Source organism: Methylorubrum aminovorans, from assembly GCF_022179725.1.
Lineage (GTDB): Bacteria > Pseudomonadota > Alphaproteobacteria > Rhizobiales > Beijerinckiaceae > Methylobacterium > Methylobacterium aminovorans.
The window spans coordinates 108,556-129,956 of record NZ_BPRC01000010.1; the positions used below are offsets into that span (position 1 = coordinate 108,556).

The window sequence follows — 21,401 nt, forward strand, 5'->3', positions numbered from 1 at the left end:
CGAAGTGATCAGCCGGAATCAGGACGAAACGGCTCCCTCGGAACAGCGACACGAGACAGAAAAGGCCCCCGGCGCATGCAAGCGCCGGGGGCCTTTTTCGTTGGACGCTCCGGTCAATTACGTCCCGAGGCGGACTTCGGCGGGCTCGGGGACACCGAACCCGCCTCATCCGGTCCTCACGCCTCAGGCCTCGTCGAACCGGCCGCTGGCATGGGCGAGCATGGTGTAGACCTTGCCCGTCTCCGAGGTGAGGTAGGCGTCCGCGCGCTTGGTGTCGCGGTCGTTCTTCGTCACCTCGCCGAGCAACCGCTCGAACTCGCCGACATAGCGGTCGACCGTGCGGCGGAACTCCGCATCCGACCGGTAGCGGCGCTGGATCTGCTCGAAGGTCTGCCGGCCCTGCGCCGTGTAGAGGCGACCGTCGAACAGGTTAGTGTCACCACGGCGGTAGCGCTGCCAGAACTCGACCGAGGCCTGATGATCGACCATCCGGGCGATATCGGTCGAGATGGCGTCCAGCGAGATCCGCTCCACCGGTCCCTTCGTCTCGGGCGCGGGAGCCGGGGCGGGGATCGCCTCGGCGCCGTCGTCGTCGAGCGAGGCGCGGGTCAGGAGATCGGACAGCCAGCCGCGGTTGTCGCGGGTGCCGGGCCGTCCCTGGACGGGGGTCTGGGCTCCGGCCGGAGCGGCGGCCGGGCTCGCCGGACGCGCGGGGGCGGGAGCCGCCGCCTGGGGCCGGACCGCCGTCGGTGCCGCAGCGCGGGCCGGCGCAGGCGCCGGCTGCGGTGCGGCGACGGGCGCGGAGGCGGCGCGGCCTCCCTCGGCGGTGCGGCGCTGCTCGGCGCCCCGGGCCTGCGCCGCCGGCTGGGCGACATCGACCGAGCGGTTGGAGCGGGCGACGAGCGCCGCCAGCTCGTTCAGCGCGTCGATCTGCTCGGCCACGACGCGGCGCATCTCGCCCGTCGCATCCTGCGTCTCGCGCGGCAGGTCGAGGACGCCGCGCTGCAGGTCGGCGCGGGTCGCGTCGAGCTCGCGGCGGATTTCGGCGGCCATCGCGTTCATCCGCGCGACCGAGTCGCCGAACTGGCCGGAGGCGGCCGCGAAGCTCTCCATCATCTTGGCGGAAGCCGCCTCGATGGCGCTACGGACCGCCCCCGCCGTGCGGGCGCTCTCCTCGTCGGCGCCGCTGCGCAGGCGCTCGAAGTCGCCCGCCACCGCGGTGCCGGCCTCGCGGGCCGCGCGGGCCACGCTCTCGCTGAGTTCGCGGGCGCGGGCCTCGGCCGCGCGCAGCGTCTCCTCGACCACGCTGCCGAAGCGGCCGGTTTGGGCCTCGATGGCCTGGCTGCGCTCCTCGAGACGGGCCAGCGCCGCCTCGATCACCGCTTGCCGGTTCGTCAGGCTCTCGGCGAGACGGCCTTCCACCGCCTCCAGGGTGCCGGCGGCCTGCGAGAGCGCGCCGACATGGGTGCCGGTGTGCTCCACCAGGGCCCGGCCGCGGGCGTCGAGCGTCTCGGCGAGATCGGACGCCTGGGCGAGCGCCCCCTGCGAGGCCTCGCGCAGGGCCACGACCTGCGTCGAGACCCGGTCGGACGCCTGCGCCGTGTCGGCGGCGACCCGGTCGAGGGCCGACTGGATCTGCTCGACGCGGGCCGCGAGCCCCTGCTCGACCGCCGCGAGGTTCTCGGAGGCGCCGCCGACGAGATCCTTCAGCCCGTCATTGGCATTCTCGATCCGGCTGAGGAAGCCGGCGACGTCGCGGCGGACCCGCTCGTTCGCCTGGGCGATGGTGTCGGCAGAGGCCGCCGCGCCCTCGTCCAGGGCCGCGCGCAGGGCCTGAGCCGACTCCACGGTGCGAACGACGATGGCATCGGTGCGCTCGCGCAGAGCCTCGACCAACGGCGTGCCCTTGTCGGCGATGAGCCGGTCGAGGGACTGCTCCCGCTCGGCCAGCGCGTCGGCCAGGGCCGCGGCCGGGCCATCGATCAGGCGGGCGAGCGCGGCGTTGCGCTGCTCCATCGTCTCGGCCAGCGCGGCGACGCGGGTCTGAACCTCGGCGGCGTGACGATGGGCGCGCTCCTCCAGCATCCGGCCCATGCGGATGATGCCGTCCTCCACCAGCGATGCGTAGGCGCCCTGGCGCTCATCCAAGGTCTCCGCCAGCGCAGCCTGCCGCTGGGCCCGCTCGTCGAGCGCCGCGACCATCCGGGCGGTGCCGCCGTCGATGAGGGCCGCGTAAGCCTCCTTCTGGCGATCGAACGCCTCGGCCAGCACCGCGTGACGGCGCGCGCGCTCTTCGAGAGCGGAGACCATCCGGGCGGTGCCCTGCTCGATCAGGCTCGCATAGGCGTCCCGCTGCCCGTCGAAGGCCTCGGTGAAGGCCGCCTGCCGCTCTGCGCGCTCGTCGAGAGCCGCGACCAGGCGGGCCGTGCCTTCCTCGATGAGCCTTGCGACGGCCCGCTGTCGCTCTTCCACCGTCTCGGCCTGCGCCGCGTGGTGGCGCGCCCGCTCTTCGAGTGCCGCGACCATGCGGGCCGTGCCCTGCTGGATCAGGCTGGCATAGGCGTCCCGCTGTCCGTCGAAAGCCTCGGTCAGCGCCGCCTGCTGCCGGGCGCGCTCGTCGAGCGCCGCGGCAATCCGATCGGTGCCGGCCTCGACCAGAGCGGCGACGGCCTTCTGGCGCTCCTCGACCGTCTCGAACTGGGCGACGTGCTGACGGGCGCGCTCGTCGAGCGCGGTGGTCATGCGGGCCATACCCTCGTCGACGAGAGCAGCGTAGGCGTCCTGGCGCTCGTCGAAGGCATCGGCCAGCGCGTTGGCGCGGCTCGCCACCACGGTGGCGAAGGCGCGAAGGCGCGCGTCGATGCGAGCGGTGAAGTCCTCGCTGCGGCTGTCGACGGTTTGGGCCAGGGCGGCGGCCTGACGCTCCACGAGTTGCGCGAAGGCGCCGCCGCGGGTTTCCACCAACCCATCGAGGCTCTGCATGCGCTCGTCGAACAGGGCCGCCATCGCCTGGGTCTGGCCGTCGAGACGGCCGGTCAGCGCGGTCGAGCGCTCGTCCACCAGCGCGCCGAGGCGGGCGTGGAACTCGTCGAACAGGCGGACCAGCTCCTGCGTCCGCTCCTCGACCGTCTGCGCGACCTGCTGGCCGCGACCGTCGACGATGCCGCCGAGGACGCCGAGGCGCTCGTCGAACAGGGCCGCGAGGCTCCGCGTGCGGGTATCGACCTCGCCGGCGGCGCGGCCGATGCCGCCCTCCAGCGTCTCGACGAACTGGCGCGCGCCCTCGGTCAGCGCGGCCTGGAGCGGCAGGATCCGGCCCTGGAAGCCTTCGTCGAGGCGGCCGGCATGGCCGTCGAGCAGCCCGCGGATCTCGCCCGTGCGGTGGTCGAGGATGTCCTGAACCGTGCGGGCCCGCTCGTCGAGCGTCGTGCGCAGGTCGTCGCCGCGGGCATCGAGCATGGCGCGGATCTCGCCGGCGCGGCTGTCGAGCAGGTCCTGCACCGTGCGGGCCGGCTCCTCCAGGGCAGCGCGCAGGGCGTCGAGCCCGGTCTCGAACTCGCCGCGGACACGGCCGGCGCTGCCGTCCACGAGGCCGCGCAGCTCCCCGGTGCGGGTGTCGAGGGTGTCGCGGATCTCGCTGCTGCGGGCGTCGAGCAGGTCGCGCACCGTGTGCAGCCGCTCCTCCAGCACCCTCTCCAGGGCGCCGAGGTTGGCATCGAACGCGCCGCGCACCTGCCCGGCACCGCCCTCCATCAGGCCGCGCAGGTCGTCGGTGCGGTGATCGAAGGTGTCGCGGATCTCGTTGCTGCGGGCGTCGAGTAGGTCGCGCACCGTGCGCAGCCGCTCCTCCAGCACCGTCTCGAAGGCACCGAAACCGGCTTCGAGCTCGCCGCGCACCCGGCCGGCGCTGCCTTCCATCAGGCCGCGCAGGTCGTCGGCGCGGCTGTCGAGCAGGGTGCGGATCTCGTCGGCACGGCTGTCGAGAGCGCTGCCGAGGCGGCCCGCGCCCTCGCCGAGGAGGCCGTCGACCTGCCCGACGAGGTCGCGCAGGGCGGCGAGCAGGGTGGTGCCGCGGCGGTCGAGCAGAGCGCCGAGCGAGGCGCCGCCCTGTTCCAAGGCCCCGGTGATGTCGGAGAGACGCCCCTCGAGGCCCTCGACCGTCGCGCGGCTGCGCTGGTCGAGATCGGCGACAAGCGCAAAGCCGCGCTCGTCGAACAGGTGGTTGAGGCTCTCGGCCCGCTCGTCGAACAGGCGGGCGAGTGCCTCGACATGGCCGCCGAGCGCCTCGACCGCGAGGCCGCCGCGGCGCTCCAGCAGGGCGACGAGGTCGCGGATGCGGCCGGTCAGCTCGCCGTCGATGGTGCGGGTGCGGCTCTCGATCAGGCGCACCGCTTCGAGCGCCTGGATGCCGAAGGACTCGTCGAGGTGGCGGGTGCGCTCCTCCAGCGTGCCGCTGAGGGTGTCGAGGCGCGCGACCACGCCGGTATCGAGGCGCTCGGCGCCCTCGTCGAGGCGGCGGGCGAGATCCTGGGTCGTCTGTTCGAGGCGCTCGGCGATCTCGGCGGCGCGGGCGGCGAGGACATCGCCCACGGCGCGGCCGCGGTCGGCGATGTCCTGCGCGGAGCCTTCAATGCGCCGGTCGAGGGATTCGCCCAGGATGCGGTTGCCCTCGTCCAGGGTGCGGGCGATTTCGGAGGTGCGCAGCACCAGGGTCTCGTTGAGGGCATTGGCGCGGGCGCCGAGCCGCGTGTCGACATGGCCGACGAGGGCGGCGAAGCTCTCGCCGATCTCGGCGGCGCGCTTGGCCGAGAGCGATTCCATCTCACCGATACGCGACTCGACGGTCTCGCTGGCGAGGCGGGCCCGCTCGGCGAGGGAATCGGCAAGTGCATTGCCCTGCACGGCGATGATCCGGTCGATCTCGGCGAGACGCGAATCCAGGGTATGGCCGAGCGATTGCGCGTTGCCGGCGATCCGGTCGGCGAGGATGTCGCCGCGGGCGATGGTCTCCTGGAGCACGGCCAGCCGGCTGCCCAGCGCCTCTTCCACCGCGCGGGCGCGGCCGTCGGCGGTCTCGACGAAGGCGGCGTGGCTGCGGTGGAGCGCATCGCCGACCTGCGACGCGTGGCCGGCGATGGCTAGCGCCACCTCGCGGCCCGCGCCTTCGAGACGGGCCTGCGCCTCGTCGGACTGGCTGGCGATGAGCGCGGCGGCGCCGCGGCCGTGACGATCGAAACCTTCTTCCAGGGCGCCCAGGCGGGCCTCCAGCTCGGAGCCGACGCCGTCGGCCGTGCGCGACAGCGCCTGCGCCGTGGCGTCGCCGCGGGCGGCAACCTCGTCGCCGAGGCGGCGCAGGGTCTCGCGTAGAGTCTCCAGGGCACTCTCGGTGCGGGTGCCGACCTCGCCGCCGGCCTGTTCGGCCGCTTGGGCCAGCGCCGCGGTCGCCTCGGCACTGCGGGCGGACAGCTCGTCGCCCATCCGGATCAGGGTTTCCTGCAGGCTTCGCAGCGACGTTTCCGTGCGGCTGCCCACGGCGCCGCTGGCCTGCTCGGCCGCGCGGCCGAGCACAGCGGTCGCCTCGAGGCTGCGGGCAGACAGTTCGTCGCCGATCCGGTCCAGCGCGTCGCGCAAGGTCCGCAGCGATTCCTCGGTGCGCGTTCCGACCTCGCCGCCGACACGCTCGGCGGTCCGTGCCAGCGCCTGCGTGACCTCGGCGCTGCGGCCGTCGATCTCCTCGCGGACCTGATCCAGAAGGGCGCGCAGACCCTGCGCCGATTGATCGGCACGGCTGCCGATGTCGCCGCCGGCCTGGGCCGCGGCCAGCGACAGGGCGACGCTCGCCTCCGACCCGCGAACGGCGATCTCATCGGCCACCTGCCGAAGAAGATCCTGAAGCGACTGCATCGACTGATCGGTGCGGTTGCTGATCTCGCCGCCGGCATGGGCCGCCGCGAGTGCCAGCGCCCCGGTCGCCTCGGCGCTGCGGGCGGTGAGTTCGTCGGCCATCCGCTGGATCGCGGCGTGGAGCGTCTGAGACGCGCTCTCGCTGCGGCTGCCGAGTTCGCCGCCGACACGCTCGGCGGCGGCCTGGAACCGGCCGACCACGTCGTCCGAGCGGGTCTCCACGGCGGCGGCGGCCTCGTCGGCGGCCCGGCGCAGCGTCTCGGCAGCCTCGGCGAAGCGCGCGGCGACCGCGGCGGCCTGTGCCTTCGCGGCGCCGGAGGTCTCCTCTGCGGTGTGCAGCATCCGCGCGGTGGATTCGGCGGTGCGCTCGGCGAGCAGGCCGCCCACGGTCTCGATGGCCTCGCGCAGGCGGCGCTCCAGGGTCTCGACGCTGGCGCCGACGCTCTCGGTCGCGGCCTCGGTGTTGCGGCGGATGCCGTCATGAGCGGCAGCGGCCCGAGCGTCGAGGTCGTCGCCCAACCGGGCCACGGTCTCGCGCAGGCGCTCGGCGGTGCCGGAGGCCTTCGCGGCGAAGGACGAGCCGAGCCCGGCAAGCGCCCCCTCGACGGTGGCGGCGGCCTGCGCCGCGCGGTCGTTCATCAGCCCGGCGACGCGCTCGCCCGCCGCGTCGAGGTTCGAGGCCAGAGCGCCACCCTGGACGGTGATGACGTCTTCGACGCGGGAGGCTGAAGCCTCGATGCGGCCGGCCAATTCGAGTCCGCGGTCGTCCATGGTCTCGGCCGCGCGGGTGGCGGAGGCCAGGAACGCCTCGCGCACGCCGTCGATGCGGGCGGAGAAGTTGTCGGCGACGCTGCCGGCGGCGAGCGCAAGCGCCGCCTGCGCGTCGCGCCCACGGCCCTCGATCAGTTCGGACACGCCGGTGCCGGCGGCCTCGATCTCGGTGCGGAGCAAGGCACCGCGGGCGGCGATGTCCTCGGAGATCGCCGCGCCCGTGGCGGCAAAGTGGCGGCTCAGACCCTCGCCGGTCTCGGCGAAGCGGGCGGTGATCGCGCCGCCGGTCTGGGCGAAGCGCTCGGTCAGCTCGGTCCCGCGCGACAGGAACGCCTCTTCCAGGCCCTTGGTCGAGCGTTCGAAGGTCTCGCGGACGGCGCCGCCCTGGCGGTCGAGCGCCTCGATCAGGCCGGTACCGGTCTCGGACAGGGATTGCGCGACGGCGCCGGCATTGTCGGCCAGCGTGCGGGTCAGCGCCCCGCCGGTGCGTTCGAAGGCCTGCGTCACCTCGTCGGCGCGCTGCTGCAGCGCGCTGGTCAGGTTGGTGCCGATCTCCTCCAGGCCGCCGCGCACGCCCTCGCTGGTGGCGGTGAGCTGGCGGATCAGGTCGTCGCCTCGCGTCGAGACGTTGCCGACTACCCGCTCGCCGACTTCGCCCAGCGCCGTGGTGATCGCCTCGCCGCGGGCGTCGAGCGCGCCCGTGACGCGCTCGCCCGCGCCGTTGATCGCCGCGACGATGCGCTCGGCCGCGCCCTCCAGCTCGCTCGACAGGTTCTCGTGCGAGCCGGTGATCGCCCCGCGCACCCGGTCGGCGCTGCCGACGATGGATTCACGCTGGGCGATCAGCTCGTCGACGAGGCTGCGGATGCGGATCTCGTTGTCGGAATAGGCCCGCTCCAGGGTCGAAATCTCGCCGCGCACCAGGGTTTCGAGTTCGCCCGCGCGGGCCAGCGCCCGCTCCACGCCGTCGCCGACGGCGGCGACCTCGCGGCGCACGGTCTGCGACATCGTGAGCACGGCATCCGTCGAGAAGCTCTCCGGCTCGGCGAGCCGGATCGCCACCTCGCCGACGGCACGGGCGACGAGGCGCATCTCGTGGGCGCGCACCGCCAGCATCGCCGTGATGAGGAACAGCACGATCGGCCCGGCGATGGCGGTGGCCACCACCGCCGCCTGAAGCGCGGTGAGCCCGGTGATGAACGCTTTCAGGTCGCCGCCGGACTGGTTCCAGGCGAGCGCCACGAGGCCGTTGAGCCAGAAGAAGGAGGCGACCGCCGCGACGAGGTACGGCTTGCGCGAGGGCCGCACCCGAAGGGTCTGCTGCAGGATGCCGATGTTCTGGCGGTCGTCGTTGGCCACGAGCGAGCGGTCGGGCGGCAGCAGGCCGCCCTCGCGACGCGAGCGGCCGCGCTCCGGCAGGGGAAGCTCCGAGGCGGCGGGATCGATGTCGAGGTTCGGGGTGCGGCGTCCCCCGGCCTCGGAAAAGGGATCGGCCAGCAGGTCGCCGTCGCCGACATCGGGCAGCCGGGGCTCGACGCGGGCGGTCTCGCCCGGCGCCGGGATGTCCAGATTCAAAGCCTGCTCGATCGCGGAGAGGGCCGCCTCCGCCGGATCCTTCAGCTTTTTCTCGGTGGCCATGCAACCCTCGTACGCATCGCCGTCCAGTGCGGAGCTCGCGCTCTCCGCAATGGAGACGGATTTACCCGACGTCCCACGGAACTTTAGTCCCTGGGAACCCGCACCCGATACCCGATCGGCCCGGCGCACCCAAGAAACCTTAACGGAATGGTTACCAAGCCGGGTCCCGTGATCCGGCATATGGCCCAAGTTCTGACGCCTGCAGCGCTAAACCGGTACGCCTCGGGCCGCCCTGCGCTGTGGATAGCCCGCGCCGCCCACAGGCAGCTCGCCGCGCCGAGCCCGTTTTCCGCGGAGCCGGGCGGATCGGACGACCGTTGCAACCCCGAATGTCGATCAGAAAGCGGACGAAGAGAACGGACGTGGACCTTGAGAAACACCCCGCCCCTCTGCTCGACCACGCGCATCTCGAGGCGCAGACCTTCGGCGACGCAGATCTCGCGCGCGAGGTGCTGAGCCTGTTCGAGGACCAGTGTCGCCGGCTGCTGCCGACGCTCGCGGAGGAGGAGCGCCCGGCCGAAGACCGGGCCGACCTCGCCCACACCCTCAAGGGTGCGGCCCTGGGCGTCGGGGCGATGCGGGTCGCGGAGGCGAGCGCGACGGTCGAGGCGGGGCTTCGCGCCGACGGCAGGGCCGATCTCGAAGCCCTGCGAAGCGCCGCGGCGCAGACGCTGGAAGCGCTCGGCGCCTCCGGCCCGGCGGCGTGAGCGGCCGGGACTCCGGCCGGGGCCGCCGATCCTCGCGCTCGCACGCCCGGGTCAGCAACCAGCGGGCGGCGATCCGGGCATTCGGTGGAGGGCAGCCAGACACGCCCCTCTCGCCAGCGTGCCCGTCGGCGCGACGGAAAAGCGCCCGCTTCCCGCTTGCATTCTGGCGCCGCCGCCCGCAAGCAGGCGCCACGCCGCCCCTCGAAGGATCGCAGGCGGACGCCGACACGTCCCGGAGCAAGGTATGCCCAAGATCACCTACGTCGATCACGCCGGCACGGCCCGCACGATCGATGGTGAGGTCGGCTCGACCGTCATGGAGACGGCGATCCGCAACAACGTTCCGGGCATCGATGCCGAGTGCGGCGGGGCCTGCGCCTGCGCCACCTGCCACGTCTACGTGGACGAGGCCTGGGCCGACAAGGTCGGGCCGGCCGAGCCGATGGAGCAGGACATGCTCGACTTCGCCTCGGACGTGCGCGCCACCTCGCGCCTGTGCTGCCAGATCCGCGTGACGCCCGAACTCGACGGCCTCGTCGTGACGACCCCGGCCCGTCAGGGCTGAAGCCCTGCCTCGGGGGTGCGCCGCCCGGTGGCTTCCGTTCTCGCGATCCTGCTGTTCCTGCCCGTCCCGCTTCTGCAAGGGCTGGGCTATACGGGAACCTGCACGCAGAACGACATCGATCCCTTCCTGACCGGCGCGGTTCTGAGCCTCCCCTTCGGGACCGCATCCCTCGGGCTCGCATGGCGTTCGCGGCGCCGCGCGCGAAGCCATCCCGAGGCAGGCGCGTCTTGGCTTATCTGTCTGACGAGCCTCGTCCTGGCCTGCCTCGGCGCGCTCGTCCTGCTGATGAACGCAGATCTCGCGCGGGATACACTGTTGTTCGGACGCTCGCCTTGCGGCGCCGAGCACAGCCAGGCAGCGTTCGAACCGGAGCATGTCGTGATCGGTGCCGTCTACGGCGCCATGCCGCTCGCGGTCCTCGTCACAGCCCTGGCGGCCTTCCGGGCGGCCCGGTCCGCCACCGCTCGGCGAGCCTGACCCGGACGGACGGCTTCGGCGGCCGACGCTGACGGCGTCGCCTATCGCAGCAGGGCCCGCATCGCCCCGTCCAACCCTTCGAGCGTCAGCGGGAACATCCGGTCGGAGAAGATCCGGCGGACCATGCCGATCGACTGCGTGTAGGCCCAGTGCTCGGCCGGAACGGGGTTGAGCCAGACCGCCTTCGGGAAGTGATCGAGGACGCGGCCGAGCCAGACCTCGCCCGCCTCCTCGTTCCAGTGCTCCACCGAACCGCCGGGATGGGCGATCTCGTAGGGGCTCATGGAGGCGTCGCCCACGAACACCACCCGGTAGTCGGACGGGTAGGTGCGGATCACGTCGAGAAGCGAGATGCGCTCGTCGTGACGGCGATGGTTCTCGGTCCACACCGCCTCGTAGGGGCAGTTGTGGAAGTAGTAGTGCGCGAAGTGCTTGAACTCGGAGCGCGCCGCCGAAAAAAGCTCCTCGGCGAGCTCCACGTGCCAATCCATCGAGCCGCCGACATCGAGGAAGAGCAGCACCTTCACGGCGTTGCGCCGTTCGGGACGCAGCCTCACATCGATGAAGCCCTTGCGCGCGCTCTCGCGGATGGTGCCATCGAGGTCGAGTTCCTCGGCCGCTCCCGTGCGGGCGAAGCGGCGCAGGCGCCGCAGGGCCACCCGCATCGAGCGGGTGCCGAGTTCGCGGGAATCATCGAGATCCTTGAACTCGCGCCGGTCCCACACCTTCACCGCGCGGAAGTTGCGGTTGCCGTCCTGGCCGATGCGGATGCCCTCCGGATTGTAGCCGTAGGCGCCGAAGGGCGAGGTGCCCCCGGTCCCGATCCATTTCGAACCGCCCTGATGACGCCCCTTCTGCTCGGCGAGACGCTGCTTCAGGGTCTCGAACAGCTTGTCCCAGCCGAGCGCCTTCAACTCGGCCTTCTCCTCCTCGGTCAGATATTTCTCGGCGAGCTTGCGCAGCCACTCTTCCGGGATGGCGGCGGGCTCGACCGCCTCGCCGAGCGTCTCCAGCCCCTTGAAGACCGAGGCGAAGACCCGGTCGAACCGGTCGAGGTTGGACTCGTCCTTCACCAGCACCGTGCGGGCGAGGAAGTAGAATTCCTCCACCCGCTTGTCGGCGAGGTCGCGCTCCATCGCCTGGAGTAGGGTAAGGTATTCGCGCAGGGACACCGGAACGCGGGCCTCGCGCAGACCCGTGAAGAATTGCAGCAGCATGGGACCTACACGCCCGAGCCCGGCCGGCGGGTCAAGCCGGACGCTCTCTCGCCGGTCGCAGCACGGCACCGCTCCGTCGTCCGGAAGCCGACCAGGACGACATGGGCGAAATCTTCGGCACCTGTGGACGACGCCGGTTTCCAGTGGATATCGCCCGGTATCGCCTTTGCGCATGAGGAACAACCGTCATCTCAGCGGACCTAAGGTGCGTCGCGCAATGCAGGATGAGTCCGTGACTTGACGATTGGATGGACGCCATGCCCGTGGTCTTGCGGTCTCTGAGCGATTTCAAGAAATTTCTCCGCAAGCCCGGGGCGACCCTGCAGATCGTCCAGAACACCTTCGTCGATCGGCAGGACGAGGCGTCCCGCGCCGCCTATCGCCGCAAGGGGCTCTTCGAGCCGCGGACGCTCCGGGCGATGTCGAAGAAGGCCGCCGTCTTCGACGTGAAAGGCCACGACACCACGGTCTGGCTCTACTGGGATCGGGGCACCCGCAACTGGCGCTTTTCCGGCGACACCGTCACGGTCCCGCTCAACGCCACCCTGGGACCGCCCGACGCCGTGGTCTATCGCTGCACACTGCCGACGCAGCCGGGGCGTGGAAGGCAACGCCGCGCGGCCTCCCGGCACGAAGATGATGAGATGACGCGGCCGGGCATGTAAACACGGCGAACGGCCGCTCAAATCCAGCCACACCGACGGAGAGAGACGGTCCTGAACCTGCCGCAATCCTTGAAAGCGGCGCGCTTCACGGAGCGAGATCAGCGCCAATCCCGGATTTGCCTCTCACGATTTGTTGAACAGCCGAATCACACCACGCTCATCATGACAATGATCGAACCTCAGCTTGCACGCACCACCTTGAGACCCCCCAACCTGTCGTCTCATCCGGTCTGATCGTAGACAATATCGACCGGATCGGCACTTTTTCTCGGTTTTGCAGTCGTTTTCCGGGAAAACTCCTTGATCCGGCCTTGAAACTTTCCCAAATCCTTTTAGCTCACAACAACGAGGGGTTAACAGGATTACGGACAATGTCAGAAACAAGTCAGGTCTCACAACAGGATCACATCGAACTCGCCGCCGATCTCGTCTCGGCTTACGTCTCGAATAACTCGCTGCCTTCGCCCGAACTCCCGGCCCTGATTGTTCAGGTCCATGCTGCGCTCGTCGCCCTGTCGGCGCCGCAGGTTCAGAAAGAGGAAGAAGTCGAGCGGGCCACGCCGGCCCAGATCAAGAAGTCGATCACGCCGGACGCCTTGATCTCCTTCATCGATGGCAAGCCCTACAAGACGCTCAAGCGCCACCTGACGACGCACGGTCTCGATATCGAGGGCTATCGCCGCCGCTACGGCCTGCCAGCCGACTATCCGACCGTCTCTTCCAACTATTCCGCCGCCCGTTCGGCGCTCGCGAAGGATCTCGGCCTCGGCCAACAGCGTCGCAAGTCGTCCGCGAAGGCCACCGAGCCGGCGGACGAAGTCGTCGTGGAAGCACCGGCCGAGCCGCGCCGCAAGAGCGCCGCTTCGGGCGAGGGGCGCAAGACCGGCGGCCGGCGCAAGGCGGCGTGACAGCAAGGCTTGAACCGGCAGGGTCATTTTCTCTGCCGGTCGGCTCGATTTCATCACCGCGCAGATGGTTCGGTGAAGCAAAGCTTTCGGTCGTCCAGACCTGGGACGACCTGATGATCCTGTCCGGCTCCACGCCGCAGATCCGCACGCCAATTCACGTCGTCTCAGCGCCGATCCCGGGCCAGAAACGCGGAGTCGCGGCCTCCGATCATTCGGCCGTCATGTCGCGGCCACCCCGCAGAAGCCGAAAGCGATCTGCGATGCGAGGTCGATCGCAGCTCCGCGCCCGGTCGCGGACGGTACGGCTCCCGGCGTACCGCTTCAGACCCGGTTACGCTCGTCTGTTTCCCGGAACGAGCGGGCTTCGGGTGACAGCGGCCGGGCGGCCTCGAAGTACGAGCCTGCCCAACTCACAGCCACACGGCCCTTCCGGTCAACCGCCGCTTGCGTCCGCGCCGGCCCCTCAGGCGTCCGGCATCGCCGACTGGATGAAGCGGTCGGAGGAGAGATCCTCCTCATCGTAGCCGAGAAGTTCGGCGAGACGCCCGCGGGCGCGGCTGACGCGGCTCTTAACGGTGCCGACCTTGCAGCCCATGATGGTCGCGGCCTCCTCGTAGGAAACGCCCTCGGCGCCGACCAGCACCAGAGCCTCGCGCTGGTCCGGCGGCAGCTTGGCGAGCGCCGACTGCAGATCCTCGACGTCGAGCCGGTCGCCCTGGTGCGGCGCGGTGGCGAGGCGGGCGGCATAGGAGCCATCCTGGTCCTCGACCTCGCGGACGCGCTTGCGGTGGTCCGAGTAGAAGATATTGCGCAGGATGGTGAACAGCCACGCATTGAGGTTGGTGCCCGGCTGGAAGCGGGCACGGTGCTGCCAGCCCTTGAGCAGGGTGTCCTGCACGAGGTCGTCGGAGCGGGCCGGGTTCGAGGTCAGCGACAGGGCGAACGCGCGCAAGGACGGCACCGCGGCGAGCAGGCCGTTGCGGAAGTCGGGATCGACCCGCTCTCCCTGGGCCTTGAGCGCCGCTTCGAGCTTGCCGATCAGCTCGGAGAAGCGGACCGGCGTGTCCTCGCCCGCGCCCAGCGTGTCATAGACACTGCGAAGGTGATCGCCGAGATGGCTGCGGATCGAGTCGGAAAGTTTGGGACGGCCGTCTGTCATCGCGGGACGATCCAGGGTGGCTTCGGTCTCGTTGCGCATCGGGTACTTCGCGGTCGGGGCATTTCGGCAAACGTCGGGACGGCCCGGCACGCGGCGATGGCCCCGGCGAGGCGCTTAACATAGTTGTAGCGCATCGGCCTCGCACCGCACACCCGCGCCACGCGAAATACTGCCACGCTTGCACACAACACGATTCGCTGTGGCGCGAAGGGCAAAACCCAAACTCGCTATTCCGAACGGCTTCAATCGGGTTCGGTTTGAGTTGATCGGCCGATCCAGCGGCGTGAATGCGGCAGATCGACAGCATCGTTCGCGGCGCTCAGTCCGCTCCGCGTCAGGCGGCGCCGCGCATCTCCGACTGTGCGCGCCGCGCGCCCTTCAGCACACGGACCGCCCCATCGGTGAGAACCAGGGTGTCGCCGCGCTCCAGCTCGGTCCAGGTCTCGTCGCGGGTCAGGGCCCGCGTGGCGATCACGGTGACGATATCGGTCTCGGTCGTCTCCTGCGCGAAATCGACCCGCCAGTCCTCGTCGATCAGAGTCGCCGTGCCGAACGGTGCCCGGCGGGTCAGGTAGCAGAGCCTCTTGCCGCAATGGGCGTAGAGCACCCGGCTGTCGGTGAGCAGCATGTTGAACACGCCGAGTTCCGACAGGGTCAGCGCGTAGCCGGCGATCGCCGCCTCAAGGGTGGCCGTGCGTGGCGGCTTGGGGAACCGCTGCTGAAGCTGCGACAGGATCCAGCAGAAGGCGTGCTCGCTGTCGGTGGTGCCGACCGGCTCGAACCGCTCAAGCGGCAGCCGTTTCACGCCCTTGAGCTGGCCGTTATGGGCGAAGGTCCAGGGCCGGCCCCACAACTCGCGGGAGAAGGGATGGGTGTTCTCCAGGCTGACCCGTCCGCGATTGGCCTTGCGGACATGGGCGACGACGATGCGGCTCTTGATGGGATAGCGGCGCAGCAGCTTGGCGAGTTCGGAGCGGGCGCTCGGCTCTGGGTCGTGGAAGGAGCGGCAGCCGCGTCCCTCGTAGAAGGTGATGCCCCATCCGTCGGCGTGCGGCCCGGTCTCGCCGCCGCGCCGGGCCAGGGCCGCGAAGGAGAACCGGATGTCGGTGGGCACATTCGCGCTCATTCCGAGCAGTTCGCACATGGTCGCCGGGGTCTTCTCAAGTCGCGCGAGGTCGGGGTGGGGTGAGGGAAACTAGGAAGCTTCGGGGGGTCGAACAACCGATTTGCGGCGCGTGTCCCCCGCCGCCGCTCCCATGCGCCCCTTCAGGCGCTCCCGGCCCGGCCAAGCCGGCGTGACGGCGAGCCCCGGGATCAGGCGGCGGATGGCGGGCGCCAGCCCCATGGCCAGCCCGGTGACGCCGGCGAGCGCCAGAAGGTCCGTGAGGCCGAGGCGGAAGGTGCCGCGGAAGGCCGGCGTGACGAACCAGAACAGCTCGGCGAGGTGGAGGCCGACGGCGAGCGCCGCCACGAGCCGCGTGCGGTTCTCGCCGGGGCGCAGGATCAGGGCGGCGGCGAGCGCCACGATGCCGGCGCCGGACAGCGCCAGGACACGGCCGTAGAAACTCGACCGCAGCCGGTACCAAGCGGCGGCCTCCGGATCGGCGGCCGCGCCGAGCATCAGGAACTGCACCGCGTGCAGGCCGGCCCAGACGAGGAGCAGCACGGCGAGCGGCGTCAGGCGATCGTGCCGACGCCGGGCCGGCCCGACATCGGGCGGCGCGACGAGGATCGCCGCGGCCAGCGCGAGGCTCGACCAAGCCGCGAGCACCAGAAGGCCGAAGGCGCTGGCGTGGAAGCGCAGGCCGGGATCGGTGCCGACCGCCATGACGAGATCGAAGGCCGCCAACGTGCCGACCACGGTGTGGAGGCCGAGGCCGAGCGCGGCGCGACCGTCATCGATCCGCCCGGCCTTGGCCCAGGGCTCGCCGCCGCGGCGGGCGAAGAGCAGGGCGAGCCCGGTCCACAGAGCGAAATAGAGGCCGAGACGGGCGGCAAGGAACAGCGGCGCGTTGCCGAACAGGATGAGCGGCCCGTCCGGCCCGGCGCTCTCCGGGGCCGGGTAGAGCAGGGCGGCGACCAGCGGGATCGGCAGGGCGAGGATCGCGGCCACCGGCATCAGCACCAGCAGGCCGCGCAGGGTTTCCAGCAGGGCGGTCTCGGGCTGCGGGCGCCACGCATCCGCCCGCTCGATCATGATCGCGACAGGCAGCGCCCCGGCGGGGAGCGCGAGGAGGCAGGTCCAGGCGGCGAGATAGGAGGGCGCGAGCCGCGGCAGCCCGGCATGGTGGAACGCCAGCAGCAGGCAGCCCAACCCTACGGCGAAGGCCGCAGCCGGTCGCCGGGCGGGATCGCGGAAGTAGCCGCTGGCGGATTTCGCCCCCGCTGCCTTGCGAGCGGCGGCGCCTTTCTCCTCGGCGCTCACCGCCGCGTCCCCAAAGCGGCGGGACCGTAGAGGGCGAGGGGTCGTCCGGCCGCCTCCGGCAGGGCGTTGAGGCGCCGCACGAGGGCGGCCGGGTTGAACGCCCCGCGAGAGGGTTCGACCGGGGGGTCGATCGTCAGGACGAAGCGGTTGGCGAGAGCGGAGGCCGGCCGGCGGCCTGTCCGCCCGGCTCTGACAGCCGCGACGAGCGCCCCCGCGAGACCGAGGACACCGCCCATCGCGCCGGCCGAGAGGGCCGGCACCGCCGCCATGGCCCAGGAAAGCGGCCATGAGGCCGGCCATAGCAGCGGTGATGAGAGCCCCCAGGAAGCGGACCAAGTGGCAGGTGAGGCGAGCGACGCCACGTCCGAGAATCCCTCAGGCATCGCATCGGCGAGGCCGATGATGCGGGCGACGACGAAAGCCGCGACACCGAGGAAGGCCCCGCCCAGCGCGAAGCGGTTCAGGCATCGCCCACGGGCGTGCAGCGCGGCCGCGGCCTCCGGCATCGGCACGGGACCGTAAGCGCCGAGCCGCGACGGCGTGTCGGGTCCCGAGAGGCCCCGCACCCCCTCGGCCAGCTCGGCCTCAGCGGCGAAGACCGCCAGAAGGCCCGGCCGAAGCCCTTGATCCGGCGAAACGTCGCGACCGGATTCGAGCCCCGCCTCCGGTGCCCGGAGCGCCGCGTGCGGGTTGTGGGCAAGGGCGAGTTGCCGCGTCTCGGCGATCGAGACCGGAGGCACGAGGCGGAACAGCACGAGCAGACCGAGGACGAACAGCCCGGCGGACCCGAGCGCGGCGGCGGCGGTGGCGAGACCCGCAAGATCCATCCCCGCCGTTCCGGCCCGCGCGGCGAGCACATGATCGGCGCCGAGGCCGGCGGCGACAAGGCCACCGAGGGCGCCGAGGGCGATGGCGCTGCGCCGGACGGGTGCGATCCAGAACAATTGCGTGGGAAGAAGGCCGGCGAGCATGAGCGTCCAGAAGGCGGGAGCCTCGTCGCCGAGGATCCGGCGGGTCAGGCGTGCCCGCTCGGCCGCGTCGCCGTAGAGGAGCGCGGTGACGTTCTCGGTGACGTGGCAATAGAGGGCCGCGAGTCCGAAGGCGAGGATCAGTCGGCCCAGGATGTCGAGGTGCCGGCCGGTGATGAGCCCGTCGAGCCCGAGACTGCGCCGCAGGGCCACCGCGAGCGCCGCGATCAGACCCGCGCCCGAGAGCACCGCCTCGACCAGCAGGGCGACCGGAAGCAGGGTGTCGTGGCGATCGGTGCGAAAGGCCGCGGCCAGCGCAAGGTCGATCAGCACCGACACCGCCGCGAGGATGGCGAGCAGGGCGAGCCCGCGGCAGGCCCGTTCCCAAGCGAGCCACTGCCGCACCGAGCCGCACCAGCCGGCCGCGAGCGCGCGGTAGAGGCGCGTGCGGGGGCGATCCGGCTCCGCAACGAGGCGGTCGCGCAGAACCGCCAGATCCGGCAGGAGCGCCGCCGCCCAGAGACCGCCCGCCGCCACGAGCAGGGCCGCGAAACTCACCGCGTGGAGCGGTGCCGGGTGGAGGGCGGCGAGACCGGCGCAGAGCAGGGCGGCCGTCTGCGCCAGCCGGCCGATTCCGCAGCGCCACGCAACGTCCGCGAGCAGCAGCAGCCCCGAGATCAGCAGACACCCCGCGGCGAGCCCGATCCACCACCCGGCTCCGGCCGCGGCCAGCGCGGCGGGCACGGCCGGGCGCAGACCGGCCCAGAGAAGGATCAGGGCGAACATGCCGGCCACGGCAAGCCACCAGCGGCGGCCGCCGGGCGCGAGCACGGCCCCCGTCAGTGCGGCACCGATCGAAGAGACCGTCTCGCCGGCCCCGATCACCGGCATTCCGTAGAGAGAAGCCGGCTCGGAGACAGGCTCATGCACGGGTTCGCTCATCGGCTCAACGACCGGCCGACGAGCGCGGACGGCGGCGGAGCCGCAAGGAACAAGCAGGTGCTGGGATGTCTCGCACGGGCATCCGGCATCGTCCGGTGAGAGGGGAGGGCGTGGCCCCGCCGAACGGAATGACGGGGAACCGGGCGAAAGGCAGGCCCTCCGCGCGGATGACGCAGGAACGTCCCGCCCGCCATGTGCTCTCCCGCACCAAAGAGCAACGCGCGCGCGGGATTGCAATGCGACATGCGGGCCGGCCGGGCTTGCACCGCAGGGTTTCCGTGCGAAGAGGGCGCTCCGTGACGGGCCTCCTCACGCGCCTGCCCGCCGGATCAGCCTTTTACGACGCCGAAGCCCAAGTCACCGGTAGCCTTCGCCCGATGCCGCTTCCCTCTCCCGCCAACCTGCCCGGCCCATCTCGGCCCGGTGCCCGGAATGCCGATGGAGCGTAACCCCGTCCGGTTCGCCTTCGCCTCGTCGCCGCGCCGGCACGCGGCGGCGCTCGGGCTGGCTGTGGGCTTGGGCGGACCGCTGGTGCTGTTCGTGCTGCTGTGCCTGCGCGACCTCATCGCGGTGCTGACCCGCAGCAGCCCGAACGTCCTGCCCTTCCTGCGGATCGCCCTGCCGCTTCCGGGCCATCACGACAGCGAGGCGCCGATCCTGTTTCAGGGCTGGAGCCTATCGCCGGCCGAGCTGCCGCTGATCGCGCTGAGTTCGCTTGCCGCCGCGGCCCTGCTTCTCGCGATCCTCGGCGCGGCGGTCGCCTATCTCTGCTTCTCCGTCCAGGCGCGGGCCACGGCGCGACTGCGGGCGCGGGCCACCGAGGCGATCCTCGCCTCGCCGCCGGGCGCCCGCGAGGACCTGCGGGCGCTGCCCGGCCTCGTCGGCCAGGCGCTCGCGCGGATGGGATCGCTTGCGGCGGTCGGCATCGTCGTGCCCGGCCTGACGTTCGCCGCGATCCTGCTCGCCCTGGTGATGGCGGAACTCGCCGCCCCGCGCCTCGTGCCGGTGATCGCCCTGCTGCTCGCCGCCGTCGGATTGGCCCGGGCCCTGCTCGCCAGCCGCACCGCCGCCCGCGGCAGTCTGCGCCGCGCCGACACCGCCGCCACGGAAGCGGGCCTGCGCGACCTGATCCGGCGGATGCCGGCGGTACGCGCCCACGGGGCGGCAGCGTTCGAGCGGCGCCGCCTGGGCCTGCGGGCGCGCGCGGCGCGTTCGGCCCTGGTGCGGGCCGAGGCCCGGCTCGCTTATGCGCGGGCCCCGGCACTCGCCCTCGTCGTGATCCTGCCCGCGCTGCTCATCGCAACCGCCCTGTGGCAGGGCGAGGCGGCGACCGAGGCCGACAACGTCCTGCCCGGCGCGCTGGTCGCCGCGGCCGGCGCCTTCGCCCTGGCCGCAAGCCTCGTGGCGATCAGCATGCGGCTCTGGAACCAGTACCGCACGGTCGCCCCCCTGTTTCGCACCATTGCCGAGACCCTGGACGCGCTCAATCCGCGCCTGCCGGGTGACCGCGCCCGTGCGGCCGCCCCGTTCCCCGAGACGGGCGCCCTCGTCGCGAAAGGTGTGGGCGCCTACGATCCCGGCAGCGGCGAGCGGCTGACCGGCGTCGACCTCGCCCTGCCGATGCCGGCGCATGTGGCGATCGTGGGTCATCGCGGCAGCGGATCGCGGGCGCTCGCGGCGCTGCTTGCCGGGCAGATCGAGCCCACCGCAGGCGCCGTGACCTATGGCGGCACCGACCTGCGCGCCTTCGACTCCGCCGAGCGCGCCCGGCGAATGGCACTGGCCGGCTCCGAGGCGATCCTGATCGAGGGGACGCTGCGCCAAAACCTGCTCTACGGCGCCCGCAGCGGCGACCGAGAAGCCTCGGGTCTGGCCGAGCGCATCGCCATCCTCAAGCTCACGGGCCTCGACGCCTTCGTCTACGAGCGGGGCCTGGAGGCCTCCGTCGATCCCGAGGACGATCCCGCCACCGCCGAGGCTGTGGTCGCCGCCCGCTGGGCCGTGCGCGAGGCGCTCGCCCGTGAGGGCATGGCCCGCCTCGTCGAGCCGTTCGACCCGGCCCGCTACAACCATCAGGCGGATATCGGCGAGAACATCCTGTTCGGCGAGGCGGTGAGCCCGGCCTTCTCGCAAGGACGGCTCGCGGCACACCCCTACCTGCGCGCGGTGCTGGAGGCGGAAGATCTGACCCGCACCCTGGTCGATGTCGGGCTGCAGGTGGCCCGCTCGACCGTCGAGATCTTCGCGGATCTGCCCGACGACCACCCCCTGTTCGAGACCTTCTCGCTGTTTCCGGCGGCGGAGCGGGGCTATTTCGAGGATCTCGTTGCGCGCCAGCCCGAGGCCCGAGGCTTTCGGCGTGGCCCCGCCGGGCACCGCGACCGCGAGCGGCTGATCGGGCTGGCGCTCCGCTACAGCGAGACGCGCCATCGCTTCGGCCTGATCGATGCGGCGCTCGAACAGCGTCTGGTCGGCGCCCGGCACTCCTTCGCGGCGATGCTGCCGCCGCGCTACCGCGAGAAGGTGGAGTTCTACGACCCCTCCCGGATCACCGCCGCGGCGAGCCTGGAAGAAAACCTGCTGTTCGGACGCATCACGCAAGGCGAGGCCGGCGCCGAGGCGCGGGTGCGCGCCCTGGTGCGACGGGTGCTCGCCGAGCAGGGCCTGGAGCCCACCGTCTACCGGCTCGGCCTCGCGGCGCGGATCGAGGCCGGTGTCGCGGTCGCCGGACAGGGCCAGCGCGCGGTGCTGGGGGAGGGCGCTCTCGGACCGCGCGAGCGGGTGGCGATCGAGTTCGTGCGCTGCCTCGTGCGCCGCCCTGACATCCTCGTGGTCGGCCTCTCGCTCGACGACCGCAAGCCCGACGAGATCACCGCCCGAATCGAGCGCCTGCGGGCGCTGCGCGCGGGCGCCGCGCTCATCGTCTGTCTCCCGGACGAGGACACCCTGAACCGGCAGGCGCCGTTCGACGCCGTGCTTCGGGTGGAGCGCAACACCGTGGTGACGGGCGATCCGCAGGAAACCGAGGCGGTCTCCGCCTGAGCACTTCCGTTTC

The 21,401-nt window shown here is 71.8% G+C and carries 12 protein-coding genes; 6 read left to right on the forward strand and 6 right to left on the reverse strand.

Going from position 1 to position 21,401, the window contains the following annotated elements; translation table 11 throughout:
- Nucleotides 1-183: 183 nt before the first annotated feature.
- Nucleotides 184-8,313 (reverse strand): apolipoprotein A-IV repeat region-like domain-containing protein, encoded by an 8,130-nt coding sequence (locus MFF24_RS15395; RefSeq protein WP_238225352.1) that lies wholly within the window; start codon nt 8,311-8,313, stop codon nt 184-186.
- 362 nt (nt 8,314-8,675) lie between these two features.
- On the opposite strand from MFF24_RS15395, the gene MFF24_RS15400 reads away from it, so the two are divergent.
- From MFF24_RS15400 to MFF24_RS15410, 3 genes are all read left to right on the forward strand, one after another.
- Nucleotides 8,676-9,020: an Hpt domain-containing protein gene (locus MFF24_RS15400; RefSeq protein WP_238225354.1), complete on the forward strand. Its 345-nt coding sequence runs from the start codon at nt 8,676-8,678 to the stop codon at nt 9,018-9,020.
- A gap of 244 nt (nt 9,021-9,264) precedes the next feature.
- Nucleotides 9,265-9,585 (forward strand): 2Fe-2S iron-sulfur cluster-binding protein, encoded by a 321-nt coding sequence (locus MFF24_RS15405; protein ID WP_108942160.1) that lies wholly within the window; start codon nt 9,265-9,267, stop codon nt 9,583-9,585.
- 27 nt (nt 9,586-9,612) lie between these two features.
- Nucleotides 9,613-10,062: a hypothetical protein gene (locus tag MFF24_RS15410; RefSeq protein WP_133089537.1), complete on the forward strand. Its 450-nt coding sequence runs from the start codon at nt 9,613-9,615 to the stop codon at nt 10,060-10,062.
- A gap of 41 nt (nt 10,063-10,103) precedes the next feature.
- On the opposite strand, the gene MFF24_RS15415 is transcribed toward MFF24_RS15410, so the two are convergent.
- The gene (locus MFF24_RS15415) at nt 10,104-11,279 is read right to left on the reverse strand and encodes a vWA domain-containing protein (protein WP_238225357.1); all 1,176 of its coding nucleotides are present in this window, start codon (nt 11,277-11,279) and stop codon (nt 10,104-10,106) included.
- A gap of 257 nt (nt 11,280-11,536) precedes the next feature.
- Between MFF24_RS15415 and MFF24_RS15420 the strand changes: the two genes are divergently transcribed.
- The gene (locus MFF24_RS15420) at nt 11,537-11,944 is read left to right on the forward strand and encodes a hypothetical protein (protein ID WP_133089539.1); all 408 of its coding nucleotides are present in this window, start codon (nt 11,537-11,539) and stop codon (nt 11,942-11,944) included.
- 371 nt (nt 11,945-12,315) lie between these two features.
- Nucleotides 12,316-12,852 (forward strand): Ros/MucR family transcriptional regulator, encoded by a 537-nt coding sequence (locus MFF24_RS15425; RefSeq protein ID WP_133089540.1) that lies wholly within the window; start codon nt 12,316-12,318, stop codon nt 12,850-12,852.
- Between the two features lie 463 nt (nt 12,853-13,315).
- Here the strand turns inward: MFF24_RS15425 and MFF24_RS15430 are convergent, their stop codons facing one another.
- The 4 genes from MFF24_RS15430 to MFF24_RS15445 form a co-directional block, all read right to left on the reverse strand.
- Entirely contained in the window at nt 13,316-14,050 is a 735-nt protein-coding gene (locus MFF24_RS15430) for a sigma-70 family RNA polymerase sigma factor (RefSeq protein WP_108942155.1), read from the reverse strand.
- 295 nt (nt 14,051-14,345) lie between these two features.
- Nucleotides 14,346-15,155 (reverse strand): class II glutamine amidotransferase, encoded by an 810-nt coding sequence (locus tag MFF24_RS15435; protein ID WP_238225359.1) that lies wholly within the window; start codon nt 15,153-15,155, stop codon nt 14,346-14,348.
- Between the two features lie 51 nt (nt 15,156-15,206).
- On the reverse strand, nt 15,207-16,436 hold the full coding sequence (locus MFF24_RS15440; RefSeq protein WP_238225361.1) for a hypothetical protein: 1,230 nt from the start codon (nt 16,434-16,436) through the stop codon (nt 15,207-15,209).
- Nucleotides 16,433-18,346, reverse strand: a complete 1,914-nt coding sequence (locus MFF24_RS15445; RefSeq protein WP_238225363.1) for a DUF3341 domain-containing protein — start codon at nt 18,344-18,346, stop codon at nt 16,433-16,435. Before MFF24_RS15445 ends, MFF24_RS15440 begins: the two co-directional genes overlap by 4 nt.
- A 438-nt stretch (nt 18,347-18,784) precedes the next feature.
- Here MFF24_RS15445 and MFF24_RS15450 point away from each other — a divergent pair, with 438 nt between their 5' ends.
- Entirely contained in the window at nt 18,785-21,388 is a 2,604-nt protein-coding gene (locus MFF24_RS15450; RefSeq protein ID WP_238225366.1) for an ATP-binding cassette domain-containing protein, read from the forward strand.
- The last annotated feature ends 13 nt before the right edge of the window (nt 21,389-21,401 follow it).